The sequence below is a fragment of the Bacteroides intestinalis DSM 17393 genome, assembly GCF_000172175.1.
GTDB lineage: Bacteria > Bacteroidota > Bacteroidia > Bacteroidales > Bacteroidaceae > Bacteroides > Bacteroides intestinalis.
This window is the reverse complement of record NZ_ABJL02000002.1, coordinates 204,367-219,308: the sequence shown is the minus strand read 5'-3', so window position 1 is coordinate 219,308 and position 14,942 is coordinate 204,367. Positions and strand designations below refer to the sequence as shown.

Sequence of the window (14,942 nt, the reverse complement as noted above, 5' to 3'; positions counted from 1 at the left end):
GAATAAAAAAATGAATTGATTTATATGAATTCACTTTTATTGGGTAGCAAAAGTAGCCAACAAGAAGTAAAGTACCATGAATAACTGTACATATACCTGTAAAATCTGTCATTTATAGCTGTAGAAGAGCATTCAGAAGGGGGGTATCCTGTACAATGAACTATTTCAATAACATCTCTTTTAGCCTGCTCGTTGCCTTCTGCAATTGTGCATCCACCGTTTTTGTACTGATGTCGAGCTTCTCTGCAACCTGTGCGTATGTCTGTTTTTCTTCGCGAATCAGGATAAAAACTTCCCGGCAACGCTCCGGTAATCGGTCGAGGGCTTTTACGTAACGGGCAAACAGCTCTTCGCTGATAAGAGTATCTTCGGGAGATACATCCTGGTCTGCAGGTTCTTGTAAAACTTCAGCTGATAGGGTAGGGCGGCGTTCCTCTTTTTCTATATAGTTGAGAGAAGCATTTTTCACGAGTATGAAACAGTAATCTTCGATATTAGCTATATCTAATAGCTGTTTACGATGTTCCCAAAGTTTCATGAAAACATCGAGTACGATCTCTTGTGACCATTCTTCGTGATGGGTATAGTAGTAAGCAATGCGGAACAGGCGGTCGTACGTCATATCATAAAATTCCCGGAAAGCAGACTGGGAGTCCTGCTCGCTCATTTTCCGTAGATATCTTCTGACTTCCTGTTCTGTCATATTGTCTTTTCATGTAATTGTGGGACAAAGGTAAGGGATTCAATTCAAATATCCATCATTTTCTTGAAATCCTAACTTCACTTCCTTGTAGTATAGTTGAAATCTACACCTCCCATCTTTGCATCCCGAAAGGATCCTTGATTTATTTTATCAATTGAATAGTATGAAAGTAAAAAGATGTTTTTTAGAATGGAGTTTGGTAAGCAAACGTTTTGCCGTTGCCCTCACCTTTGTTTTAGGGGGAGGAATGTTGCTTGCTGCTAATCTTGTTCCACTGAAAGGTGTCGTAAAAGATGTCTCAGGAGAACCGTTGGCCGGCGTTACAGTGAGAATTAAAGACGGAAAGTCGGGAACAATCACTGATGTGAACGGACATTTTGTCTTGGATGTAGAGAAAGGGCAAAAACTGTTGCTGAGTTATATCGGATACTCAGAGACAGAAGTGTTGGTAAAAGATGACCAGCAAATGCAGATCGTGCTTAAGGAAGATGCACAACAGCTGCAGGAAGTGGTGGTTGTAGGTTACGGTACGGCGAAGAAAGTAAATCTGGTGGGTGCTGTGGACCAGATTGATAGCAAACAGATTGCAGAGCGCAGCAACAGTAATATTTCCCGTTCGCTGCAAGGCATGGTGCCGGGACTGAACATTACATTCAGTGATGGTAAACCTTCGCGTACGCCATCCATCAATCTTCGTGGAACAGGAAGTATTGGTGCGGGCGGTAGTGCCCTTGTGTTAATAAACGGGGTGGAAGGCGATCTCAACTCGGTGAATCCTGCGGATGTGGAAAGTGTATCTGTACTGAAGGATGCTTCTTCGGCTGCTATTTATGGTGCGCGTGGTGCTTTCGGGGTGATATTGGTAACTACCAAGAATGCTACTGCCGGAAAGACGAAAATTAATTATAACGGAAGTTTCTCCATGCATCAGCGTACGGTGAAGACAGAAGATGGCATCGTTAGTAATGGTTTGCAGTGGACTGATGGCTGGTATACGGCTTATCTGGAAGGTCAGGAGGCGCCTCCGGGAGGTATCAATAATGTATTTAAGTACTCTACAGACTGGTATAATGAATTGGTAAGACGCGATGCCGATCCTTCACTGGATAAAGTTCGTGTCAATGATAAGGGGGAATATGAATACTTTGGTAATACCAACTGGCTGGATATTATTTATAAAGATCAGAACTATTCCACTGAACATAATGTCAGCATTAGTGGGGGAAATGAGCGTGCCCGGTATTATGTGTCAGGACGTTACTATAATCAGGATGGCATTTACAATGCCGGAGACGAAAAGTATACGCAGTATAATATCCGTTCAAAAGGAGAAATACAAATCAATAAATCTCTTTTGTTGGAGAATAATACGGATGTCATGATTTTCCGTTCCCACCAGCCTATGGTGATGTACGACCGTCAGAATATAACCCGCCAGGCACAACATCAGGGATATCCGGTGACTATGGAGAAGAACCCCGATGGCACTTGGACCGAGGCAGCCGTATATATTGGATGGGCAGGTTTTGTAGAAGGGACTTCCTGGCAAAAGGACAATAAACTGGATGTACGCAATACGACGACCTTAACGTATACACCTATAAAACAGCAATTGATCTTCAAAGGTGACTTTACTTATTACAGCAGCAAGTCTACCCGTTTAAGAGCCGAGAACCAGTACAATTACTATACGGGACCGGAAATAATGGGAACTCGTAACACATTCAGTTCTCTGGAAAATATGGATTATAACAGGGAATATCTCTCAAGCAATATTACCGGTAACTATATTCCTAAATTTTCTAATTCCGATCATTACCTGAATGTACTGTTGGGCTGGAATCTTGAGCACCAAGATTATAAAACGATACAAACTTATCGCCGTGGTCTGATTAGTGCCACTAAACCGAGTTTTGCTCTTATGGATGGTGATTATTATACTACGGGACAAGGAGGAAATGAGTGGGCTTATGTAGGTTTCCTCTATCGTCTGAACTACAATTATAAGAGTCGTTACCTGGCAGAAGTAAGTGGGCGTTATGATGCCTCTTCCAAGTTTCCCGAGAACCAACAGTGGGGGTTCTTTCCTTCCGGATCACTGGGCTGGCGTATTTCTGAGGAAGCTTTTATGAAATTTACCCGCAATTGGCTGGATAACCTGAAAGTCCGTGCTTCCATCGGTAGCCTGGGCAACGGTAATGTAAGCCCTTACCTCTATCTTTCTACAATTCCCATTAAGAAAACATCTGTTATTCTGGGGGATGCATTGCAGACGTATGCCACTACTCCGAATATCGTTCCCAACAGTCTGACTTGGGAAAAATCAACAACTTATGATATTGGGCTGGATGTCGATATGCTATCTAACCGTTTGTCGATAGTGTTCGACTACTATCAACGCTATACAACGGATATGTATACAGTAGGTCCTACTTTACCTGCCGTACTGGGGGCCGCTACACCTAAAGGCAACAATGCGGAGATGGAAACCAAGGGTTGGGAACTTTCGATTATGTGGCGTGACAATTTTACACTGGCTAATAAGCCATTTAATTACAGCGTAAAAGCAATGTTATGGGATAGCCGTACCTGGGTTACTAAATTCAATAATCCTACGAAACTACTCTCCACTTATTATGAGGGACAGGAGATCGGTACTATCTGGGGATATCATATCGAAGGATTATTTAAAGATCAGGCTGAAATTGATGCTCATGCAGACCAGTCCAAACTAAAAGTATCCGCTACGAATATTCTGAAACCGGGTGATCTGAAATTTGCCGATCTCGATAAAAGCGGTACGGTAGATAATGGTCAGAATACATTGGATGATCATGGTGACTTGAAGGTTATCGGAAATACTACGCCTCGCTATCAATTCGGTTTTAATTTGAGTGCCAATTGGAATGGCATTGGCATCAGTGCTTTCTTTCAAGGTGTAGGCAAGCGAAACTGGTATCCGCATCGTGAGTCAGCTTTCTTCTGGGGGCAGTATGACCGGCCTTACAGCTATATGCTGAAGGAGCATACTGGAAATAATGTATGGACAGAAGAAAACCAGAACACTGATGCTTATTGGCCCCGTTACCGTGGCTATCTGGCAAATGGTTCTACAAAGGCGTTGGGTATCCAGGCTAATGATCGCTATTTACAGAATGTAGCTTATGTCCGTCTGAAAAATCTTCAAATAGATTATGCTTTTAATAAGAAATTTTGCGATAAACTGCACTTGCAGGATTTGAAGATTTACCTTGCCGGTGAAAACCTGCTGACATGGACACCACTGGCTAAACATACAAAAATGTATGATCCCGAAGGTATCAGTGCCGGTGATGCAGACTTCCGTTCTACTGCCAATACTGATGGAGACGGATATGGTTATCCTATTTTAAGCAGTTATACAATCGGTATTAATGTAACCTTTTAACACAGAAGATGAGTATGAAAAAATATTGGTTGATAGGTTTGTATGCTTTGGCTCTGACCTCTTGTGATAGTTTTCTGAATTGTGAGCCTGAGAACAATTTTTCTTCCGAAGGCTTTCTGGAGTCGGAGTCGGACTTACGACTTTATACAAATGGTTTTCTGCAAAGTTTCCTACCCAGTGAAGAAACAATAGCCTGGGGGGGAGACCAGTATGCAGACTTTTGTGCAACCCGTTCGTCCACTACTTTTTTGATCGGTGACACGTGGGATGATACCCAACAAGGCGGTTGGGGAACCGGCGACTGGGGAAATCTACGACAGATTAATTACTTTCTCGATAATCTGCCTAATGCTAAAGGCAAAGTAACGGATGCCGTTTATTTACATAATGAAGGTGTAGGACGTTTCTGGCGTGCTTATTTCTATTATGGTATGGTTAGAACGTTCGGTGATGTACCTTGGTATGAAACGACATTGGATGTGGATAATAGAGATGAACTATACAAACCACGCGATAAGCGTGAGGTTGTTATGGATAAGATATTGGAAGATCTCGATTTTGCCTGTACCAATTGTTCCACAGATAAGACCTTGACAGAAAGTAGTACGTTGATAACGAAATGGGTGGCATTAGCACTCAAATCCCGTATCTGTCTGTTCGAAGGTACCTACCGTAAATATCATGCGGAGTTAGGATTGCAAAGCTCGGTTGAAAAATTCTTGCGTGCTTCTATTGCCGCATCCGAAGAACTGATGACGAAAGGTCCTTATAAATTACTGAATACGGGAGAGGTGGAGACACAGTATCGTTCGTTGTTTACTTCGGAAGAACTGAACGCAACGGAGGTAATCTGGGGTATCGCCTTCAAAAAAGATTTGCGTATGCACTCCATTACTTGGAAACTATTCTCAGCCTCATTTGGGGCAAACTGGTCGTTGGTACGGCCTTTTGTAAATATGTATCTGATGCGCGATGGTAGTCGTTTCACCGACCGTACGGATTATGCTACCATGCAGTATATGGATGAGTTTCAGAATCGTGATTGCCGTCTGATGCAAACAGTTATATCACCGTCTTACCAACGAAAAATCAGTGGTACGGTGAAACCAGATGCACCTAATTTCTCTATGACATCCACCGGTTATCAGCTTATCAAATGGGCTATAGATGATGATGTGCATGTAGGAAAGGCTACGGCTAATAATTCTATTCCTATTTTTCGTTATGCGGAAATATTGCTGAATTATGCAGAAGCAAAAGCAGAATTAGGTGAATGCGATGAAACGGTATGGAATGCTACGGTCAAACCATTACGCGAACGTGCTGGAGTAGAAGGGAAGGTTCCTGCAACTTATGACCCGTATGTAGCTGCTTACTTTAAAAATCAAACAACGGATAAATGGGTTCTGGAAGTACGTCGTGAACGTGGTGTAGAGTTGGCTTTTGAAGGAGTTCGCTATGATGATGTTATGCGTTGGAAACAAGGAGACCTGATTGAAAATGTATGGCAAGGTATTTACATTCCCCAGAAAGGTGAAGCGTATGACCTGAACGGCGATGGTGTAAAAGATGTAGCTGTGGTAGATAAAGAACCGGCAGCCGGTGATAAGATTAAGGGTGTACAATATGTGGTAATTGGCAAAACCAATCGTTTGTCCGAAGGTGACCACGGATATATTGAATTTGGCTTTAGCCAGGGACGTAAATGGGATGATAAGAAATACTTGCGTCCGATACCGTTGACGGCTACTCAGATAAATCCGGCTTTATTGCCTCAAAACCCAGGTTGGTGATAGTAACTTTAATGATAAAAATAAATAGATAACATGAAAGTAAATAAAGTATTAGTAAGTACGTTCCTTTTGGCAACCTGCCTGATGAATGTACAGGCGCAACGCCGGAATGAAATTCAAGTTCCCGATTTAGATGGATACACTACTTTGAAGTGCGATTTTCATATGCACACAGTCTTCTCTGACGGTCTGGTTTGGCCTACGGTGCGTGTAGATGAAGCTTATCGCGAAGGATTGGATGCAATTTCTCTGACAGAACACATCGAATATCGTCCTCATAAAAAAGATATTGTGGCAGATCATAACCGTTCGTTTGATCTTTGTCAGAAACAGGCTGAAAAGCTGGGGATACTTTTAATCAGAGGCAGTGAGATTACTCGTCCAATGGCTCCCGGACACTTTAATGCCATTTTTCTGGCTGACTCCAATCCATTGGAACAAAAAGAGTATAAAGACGCTTTCAATGAAGCCAAAAAGCAGGGAGCATTTATCTTCTGGAATCATCCCGGATGGGCTGCCCAACAACCGGATACTACTAAGTGGTGGCCCCAGCACACAGAACTTTATGATGAAGGTTGTATGCATGGCATTGAAGTAGCAAATGGTCCTCTATATATGCCCGAAGCCATTCAATGGTGTTTGGATAAGAATCTGACAATGATCGGTACTTCCGATATCCATCAACCTATTCAGACTGATTATGATTTCTCCAAAGATGAACATCGTACCATGACATTCGTCTTTGCGAAGGAACGTTCTTTGAAGGGTATCCGTGAGGCATTGGACAATCGCCGCACTGCTGCTTATTATCGAGAGTTGGTGATTGGACGTGAAGACTTGCTCCGTCCATTCTTTGAAAAATGTGTAAAAATAGAAGAAATCAGTCGTAATGAGAAAGGAGTGATGCTCTCTGTAACCAATATTACAGATTTAGTTCTGAAACTGAAAAAGACGACACATGATACTTCTCTGGTCTATTTTCGGGATATGACGCTGAAGCCGCATACGCGTTATAGCGTCCGTATCGGATTTGATAATGGTATCAAAGGTGGAGATATGAATTTCGAAGTGACGAATTTTATAGTGGCTCCTGATAAAGGATTGGAGTATACTATTTCTCTGTGAGAAAGATCTTTCTAGTTAAGTTGCCCGGTCTTGAAATATATCAGGATCGGGCATGTTGTATATGTAATTATTCTATTTCCAAGAGATCACTCATGATACCGTCTGAGACGAAAATGCCTTCCTTGGTTAGCTTTAACCGATCGTTATGCAACTTTAATTTCCCATTTTCCAGATAAGGTTTGGCTTGTTCCGAACAATATTCCCAAAGTCGGTCGCCGAACTTACTTTTCAGCTCTTCAGTGGATATTCCCCACATTGTGCGCAGACCTGTGATGATGTATTCATTGTAGCGGGTTCGTGTATCCAGTTGTTCTGTTTCGTGTAGACGTTGCCCCTGTTCTACAGATGAAAGATACTGATTTAGTGAAGCTACATTCCATTCGCGCGAGTCTCCATCAAAGGAATGTGCGGACGGACCGCATCCCAGATAAGGGATACCTTGCCAATAAGAAGTATTGTGTCGGGAATACATTCCAGGTTTGCAGAAGTTAGAAATCTCATAATGCTCGTATCCGGCAGCAGAAAGAGTATCTATCAATGTGGAGAAGAAGTTCAGACTACTGTCCTCGTCCACTTGAGATACAGAGTGTTGTTGCAGCATTTTGTAAAGAGGGGTACCTTCTTCGTAAATCAGATGATAAGCGGAAATATGCTCCACGTTAAGACTGACTGCTTGCTGTAAATCCTGTGCCCAGCGTTGGCCAGTTTCTCCGGGCAAACCATAAATCAGATCAATGCTGATATTTTGAAAACCTGCTTGCCGACAGCGTTGTACTGCTTCTATTGCTTGTGCGGCGTTATGCCGCCTGTTCAATAATCGTAGTGTTGCATCATCAAAAGTTTGTATTCCCATACTGATGCGGTTGAACGGTAGAGTACGTAGCATTTGGGTATATTCTTCCGTAAGGTCATCGGGATTTGCTTCAAGAGTTACTTCTGTTGCTTTCCTCGTTCCGTAAACCTGTTCAATCGTCTTGAAAACCTCTTTAAAGTCTTCCTCCGATAATTGTGACGGCGTACCTCCGCCGAAATAAATGGTTTCAACAGCTTCCCCTTTCAGATATTCCTTGCGTTCCGTCAACTCCCGACAAAGGGCACGGATATATTGCGATTTCAATTCCGAACGTGTGGTGGAATAGAAATCGCAATAAATGCAACGTGTCTTGCAGAAGGGGATATGTATGTAGATGCCTGCCATAACTATATTGTTTCTGTAGAAGAACTTCTGTAGTTCTTACTTTGGCGGCAAAGATAACTATTCCTTCCGAAACTTACATCAGGAGAGAGAAACCGTCTTCACCGTTCCGTCAGAGAAATAAATGGTTATAGTGTCTCCGGTCTGTTTGAAGGACTTTACAGGTGCCAATTCTTTTTTAGTAAATGGCTTGCCACTCTTTTTCCATAATTGTAGTGTGATAAAGACTTTATCACCGGAATGAGTGGTGGCTACATTGATTACGGAACATTTATTACTTACCGGATGTAGTCCTTCAGTCTGTACAAATTCCACTTCCGACCAGCCCTGAAGATTGATAAGCGCTGTCTGATAGGCTCCATTATCCATGCAGTAGGCAGTGTATCCTCCGGCCTTTTGTTCCTTTGTAACAATGGGACTTTCTAATTCCGGTAACGAATAGTGTCCATAATGTAATTCTGTTGTAATCGGGAAAGATACTTTGTCTACACGCAGTATGCCGTTAGGAAGTGGAATATCTGCCAGGCGGAATTTGATTTCCGGGTTTGTTTCAAGTTCTGCATCCCGGTAGTAAATTCCATCTTCAAACTTCTTGAAGGTGTAGAGGCGTAGTACTTCCCATTCTTGTTTGGCATTCAGTACAGCATAGTTCATAGATACCTTGCCATCCGGACTGTCTGCCATCCAGGGAAATGCCGTGTTGTAAGACAGTTTATTATAATTCTCGGTAGAACGGAATTTCTGCCAGTCTTTAGCTACTGCTTCATGACACCATGCACGTATTTCCGAAGTGCCGCTATTGGGATAGTTAGTCACCAAGGTATTAGAGCCTTCCATGAACTTATTGTATACCTTGCCGGGTTGAAACTCTTTTTCCCAAGCTCCGTTATTCTCGACAGCTGTCCAAAACGGATTATCAGCAGGCAATAATAATCCAAGGAACGCTTTTCCCATCCAGTAAACGCTGCCACGGCAACTATAAATCTGTACGGCAGGCTCAAAAGCTCCGTAGAATCCCAGTGTGGGTACCCGGTCTTCCATCAATGCTGGATTCTCAAGGAATTGAAGCAGGGTGGAAGAAGCAATACGGCGCATCCATCCATAGTTGATAGACGGATCATTGAGCCACCCCATCAGTGGGAAAGGTACAGCGGCAGCTATACGGTACGTAATACTGCGTCCATACATATTCATTTTACCATCTTCAGCAAACATATAAGGATAGTTAGGAACCAAATCACGGAAATTGCTAACAAACTGGCGTCCGGCTTCAGGATTAAATTTCTCACCGTAATAATGTGCCCAAATCATGCCATACATCTGGAAAGCCCACATACTATAATAGTCATAGGCCGGGCTATCATTATACCATCCGTATCCACGATATTGTGCCAGTGATTTTTGTAGCAATTCATCTATATAACCATCTTTGACTTCATAACCCTGGTTTTTGAAGAAAGACATGACGAATATATTGAAGAAGCGCCAGTTAGAACCGATTGTAGGTCCGTTGCCATAACTAAGCATCAATGCAGCAAGATCGTCTTTCTCCTTTTGAGTCAATGGTTCCCAGATAATTTCGGGCATCACGGTAAGCGATAGGGCAAGTGCTCCGAATTCTACAAGTGTCTGGCTTGGCCCACCTTTGAGATGTTGAATATATCCGGATTTCGACGGATCACTCATATTGCGCAACTGTTGCCGGTAATAATCTCCGACCTTGATTCCATTCAATACCAAATCCGGATTTTCTTTTAATAGAGGAATTGCTACAAACATAGTGCGGCAAAGTCCTTCCAGATTTTCTGTCTTGTTGAACTTTCCATCCGTTGGATAGCTCTTTCCCGGTTGTTTGGGGAAACGCATCGGATCATCCAATGTGTGGATGTAGCTGAATGCTCCGTCCAATAAATTGGTTGCTGCATCCATCCAATGTTGGCGAGTCATGCCCGTCAGTGGACTCAGCTGATAATCCGGTTTAACTAAATGAAATACGGAATCATTTTTGGCTTGTGATAAGGATGCGTTTGCGTTTAGAGATACTAAAAAAACAAACAGTAATAATCCCTTGGTCATTTTAGAAAAGGCAATTTTCATCATAGCGTGTGTATTATATGGTAAGAATATTCTTATTTATTTCTCTCTGCAAAGAAAATACTTTCCATGCTATTTTAATGACCATTTTGAGGTCAAAAAGGGTGAATTTTAGACCAAACCTATTTCTTTTGTTCCTATCCACTCCTTACTTGAGCCTTATCCGAAGCGTACTTGCTCCGTACATTCTCCACTCAGAAGTACCTCTGGACGAAGAAAGTACGGGGTTGGTGCGGAGCAAGTATATCTTAGGTATGGCTCATTATGGAATGATTGAAATAAAAAATTACCAATGGATAAGATATTTTTATATATATTTACGTATATTTGCCTGCGGTTATTAATTATATTGAAAACTAATGCTAACTATGAAAGATAAAATCTGGAGTTTCATTTTTTGCTTTGGAATATTTTTCCCTTTGATGTGTCAGGCAGTGATAATGCCCCAATATAATTCGTTGGCATTTAGGTCTTCATCTATATTGAATACCTTGTCCAGTAAAGATGTGCAATCGGTCTATCAAGACCGGGACGGCTATATCTGGATATCTACCCGTAACGGACTTTTTCAGTATGATGGTTATTCTATCACTACTTATAAATCGAATCTTTATTGTCCGGATCTGTTGTCCAGTAACAACATATTTTGTGTAGCGGAGGATTCTTGCCATAGATTATGGATTGGAACTTATAGTGGATTGAATGTATTGGATAAACGCACTGGAGAAGTTCGTAAGATAGAAAATGCAGAATTGTCAAGTACAGGTATATCACAAATATTGGTAACGAGTGATCAACGTATTCTGTTTGCCACGGAAATAGGACTTTATGAGTATAAGGAAATTGATAACAGCTTTTTAGCTTATGACACAAGTAATACCGGAGGGGGATTCCCAAGGGCCACTATAAAGTCTTTATTTGAGGATGATAGAGGAGATATTTGGATTGGCACCTGGAATAGTGGTCTGTATCGTTATGAGAAGAAAACCGGTAAATATTGGAAGTATCCGAAGATGAACTCTGGAAATTCCGCTCATGTAGTGTTTCAGGATAGTTACAAGAATATATGGGTCGGTACATGGGGATCGGGTTTGCATTTACTACACAATGCTTATGATCCGGAGAGAACTACTTGGACTACATTTACCCATAATGAAAAGCAGCCTTATACAATTTCAGATAATCTTATCTATGCCATTTCAGAAGATGTGAATACCCATTCTTTATGGGTAGGAACGCGTAGTGGTTTGAGTATTCTTCCTCTACAGAATGGGCCGATTGTTTTTTCGGGATTTGAGAATTGTTATTCCGGTGAATCGGAAAATACGATAACCAGCAGTGAAGTTGCTTCGTTGTTGCGTGACCGACAAGGTATCATGTGGGTTGGCATGATTGGAGGTGGGGTGAATATGGTGAATACCCGTAGAGCAAAATTTAGTCTGGACCGTCTAACTGAAACCAAACGGATGTTGAAAAGCAATTCGGTACGTAGTCTTTTGTTGGATGATGATGGACAGCTTTGGATGGGGATCAGTACTTACGGTTTTGGGGTAAAGGACCGCCAGACTGGAAAATTTATTCACTATAATCAGATGCCTGATTTTATGTCATATGAGGGAATTTCAACGGTAATGTCTATTATGCAATCTCCTACTACCAGTCATATTTGGATTGGTGTGTACAATGGAGGAGCCTACGAACTTGATAAGCAAGCCCCTGTCGGCAAGCGTGTGAAGGCACATAATTCGGGAAATGCTCCGTGGATGTGTAATTCTTGTATTTATGATATTTATGAAGACTCTAAGCAAAACCTTTGGTTTGCTACGAGGGGAGGAGTGTCGATGCGTGCAGCGGATGGTACCCCGGTACGGATTGATTCTTTGAAAGTAGGAGGAGTTGCCATACAGGATATGGTTGCTATGCAACTAACCGAGGGGGGTAATGGTGAAATGTGGATGGCGTCTAATACGCATGGAGTGGTTCGTATTCAGGGTAGTGGACACTCGTTAAATGGATATACGCTTTCGGCTTATTCTGTAGTTAATGGGAAACTGAACAGTAATTATGCAGATTGCATATATAAGGATATTGAGGGGCGTATCTGGGTTGGAACCGGGGGAAGTGGCTTAAGTTTGTATGACGCCGTAGAAGATCGATTCTTACCAGTACATCAGTTGTGGAATCTGCCGGGAGATGCAGTAACCAGTATTCAGAGTGATAAGAAAGGGGATCTTTGGTTGGGAACAAATGCAGGATTATTGAAGCTTACTGTGCCAAAGGATTTGCAGAATGTAACATACCGTCTTTATACCACTTCAGATGGTTTGCAGGATAATCTGTTTAATAGAGGGGCGTCATGTGAAGCTCCGGATGGTGAATTATTTTTTGGCGGACATCGGGGATACAATAGCTTTTATCCGGATGAACAGGATGAACAGGTCTTTTCTTCTCCGGTCGTGATTACTAATATTAAAGTGTTTAATCAGTCGTGGACTTCCTTGTCTGATGAAGAGCGTGCGGAAATCTCTGATTTATCGCCCGGGTTTACAGATGAGATTGTTTTGGATTACAAACAAAATAACTTTAGCTTTGAGTTCTCTGCCATGGAGTATGCCAATCCGGAAAGAAACCAGTATGCCTATAGACTGGACGGATTCGATGTGGGATGGCAGTACACGGATGCTTCCAAACGTTTTGCTTATTATAATAACCTGATGCCCGGTACTTACACTTTCCATGTAAAGTCTTCAAATTCCAATGGTATCTGGGACGAGAATGTACAAACAGTGAAAGTTACCATTCTTCCTCCACCTTGGAAAACCTGGTGGGCTTATACCTTATATATATTAGTATTTATTGGTATTTCCTGTTATATTTTCCGGATTGTTCGCAACCGTATCCGTTTACGTAATGCACTTCATTTGCGTGAGATGGAACAAGCGAAGGCTGAGGAAATCAATCATGCTAAATTACAGTTCTTTACGAATATCACCCATGAGCTTTTGACTCCGTTAACCATTATTTCTGCTTCTGTTGATGAATTGAAGCAAACAGCTCCGGTTTATAAGGAACAGTATACTGTGATGACGCATAATATAAATCGTTTGATACGCTTGCTGCAGCAAATTCTGGAATTCAGGAAAGCGGAGACAGGTAACCTGAAGTTGAAAGTATCTCAGGGAGATCTGGTACAGTTTGTACGCCGGAGCCTTGACAGTTTCCGCCCTTTAATGAAGAAAAAAGACATTCATTTTACGATTCAGAATGATTCGGAACGGTATCTGGCTTTCTTCGATTCGGATAAACTGGATAAGATTCTGTATAATTTGTTTTCTAATGCTTCTAAATACAATAAACCCGGTGGAAAAGTGGCGATTGAATTAAGTCATGATAGTACGAACGGGTTGGCTTGTCTGGTAGTTAAAGATAATGGACCCGGCATTCCGGAAGAGTCACAGAAAAACTTATTCAAGCGTTTTTATGAAGGAGATTACCGGAAATTCAATACAATAGGGACAGGAATAGGTTTGTCGCTGGTACGCGACTTGGTTGCTCTCCATCATGGTACGGTTACTGTAGAAAGTGAAGAAGGTAAAGGGACAGCTTTCAAAGTAGAGTTCCCTATTCAGCGTTCGGCTTATTCTGAAGAAGAAATAGATGAAACGAGTGTTACTGTTTCAACGTTGGATGAAGTTATATCTACTCAGAGAGAAGCTGTAATTTTGGAAACTGCATCAGAAGAAAATATATCAGGCAAGGACAATATGCCGGAGAAAAAGCATACTTTATTATTAGTAGAAGATAATGAAGATCTATTGGCATTGATGGTGAAATTGCTCGGTGCTGAATATGATATCTGTACCGCAACTGATGGCAAAGAAGCTCTTGAAGTGGTAGAATCTGCTGATATTGACTTGATCGTTTCGGATGTAATGATGCCGGTAATGGACGGCATTGAGTTTTGTAAAGCAGTAAAAGGTAATTTTGATACTTCCCATATACCTTTAATTTTACTCACTGCGAAGAGTAAAGAAGAAGATCGTGTAGAAGCCTATGAATCGGGTGCGGACGCATTTATTGCAAAGCCGTTTAACCTGAGCATACTACATGCACGTATTGGTAACTTACTCAAATCTCGTGAGCGTGTGATGAAAGACTTCAAGAAGCAGCTGGTGTTCGAAGCAAAAGAATTGAATTATACCAGCATTGACGAAGATTTCCTGCAACGTGCCATTGACTGTGTGAATCGCCATCTGGATGATCCGAACTTTGATCAGACCCGTTTTTTGGAAGAGATGCATACCACCAAATCCACCTTCTTCCGCAAGTTGAAGTCGCTAACCGGGCTGACTTATGTTTCATTCATCCGTAATATACGTATGAAAGCAGCTTGCCGGATCATGGAAGAAAAGAAACACATCCGTATTTCAGAATTGGCGTATGCAGTGGGATATAATGACCCGCGTTACTTCAGTAGTAGTTTCAAAAAAGAAATCGGTATGCAGCCCTCCGAGTATATGGAACGTTTCACTTCGGGTGGAACTATTGAGGGAGAATAAGATTTATCCTGTTAATGTTTTTTATATCCTACATAATATGTTGAAG

Annotated in this window: 7 protein-coding genes; 4 read left to right on the top strand and 3 right to left on the bottom strand. The window is 41.8% G+C overall.

Annotated elements, in window-relative coordinates; translation table 11 throughout:
• Positions 1-160: 160 nt before the first annotated feature.
• Positions 161-703, bottom strand: coding sequence for an RNA polymerase sigma-70 factor (locus BACINT_RS01655; RefSeq protein WP_007660103.1), 543 nt, complete (start codon positions 701-703; stop codon positions 161-163).
• A 163-nt stretch (positions 704-866) separates the two neighbouring features.
• Between BACINT_RS01655 and BACINT_RS01650 the strand changes: the two genes are divergently transcribed.
• From BACINT_RS01650 to BACINT_RS01640, 3 genes are read left to right on the top strand one after another with little or no spacing between them, the layout of a single operon-like run.
• A complete protein-coding gene (locus BACINT_RS01650; RefSeq protein WP_007660102.1) occupies positions 867-4,130 on the top strand; it encodes a SusC/RagA family TonB-linked outer membrane protein in 3,264 nt (1,087 codons plus the stop codon).
• A 14-nt stretch (positions 4,131-4,144) separates the two neighbouring features.
• Positions 4,145-5,923 (top strand): RagB/SusD family nutrient uptake outer membrane protein, encoded by a 1,779-nt coding sequence (locus BACINT_RS01645; RefSeq protein WP_021967457.1) that lies wholly within the window; start codon positions 4,145-4,147, stop codon positions 5,921-5,923.
• Between the two features lie 33 nt (positions 5,924-5,956).
• Positions 5,957-7,048, top strand: a complete 1,092-nt coding sequence (locus BACINT_RS01640) for an Sb-PDE family phosphodiesterase (RefSeq protein WP_007660098.1) — start codon at positions 5,957-5,959, stop codon at positions 7,046-7,048.
• Positions 7,049-7,115: 67 nt separating this feature from the next.
• On the opposite strand, the gene hemW is transcribed toward BACINT_RS01640, so the two are convergent.
• Positions 7,116-8,246 carry a radical SAM family heme chaperone HemW gene (gene hemW, locus BACINT_RS01635; protein WP_044154600.1) on the bottom strand — a complete coding sequence of 377 codons (1,131 nt, stop codon included), beginning with the start codon at positions 8,244-8,246 and terminating at the stop codon, positions 7,116-7,118.
• Between the two features lie 78 nt (positions 8,247-8,324).
• Entirely contained in the window at positions 8,325-10,343 is a 2,019-nt protein-coding gene (locus BACINT_RS01630) for a DUF2264 domain-containing protein (protein ID WP_007660094.1), read from the bottom strand.
• 353 nt (positions 10,344-10,696) lie between these two features.
• Here BACINT_RS01630 and BACINT_RS01625 point away from each other — a divergent pair, with 353 nt between their 5' ends.
• A complete protein-coding gene (locus BACINT_RS01625) occupies positions 10,697-14,896 on the top strand; it encodes a hybrid sensor histidine kinase/response regulator transcription factor (RefSeq protein WP_007660092.1) in 4,200 nt (1,399 codons plus the stop codon).
• Positions 14,897-14,942: the final 46 nt, after the last annotated feature.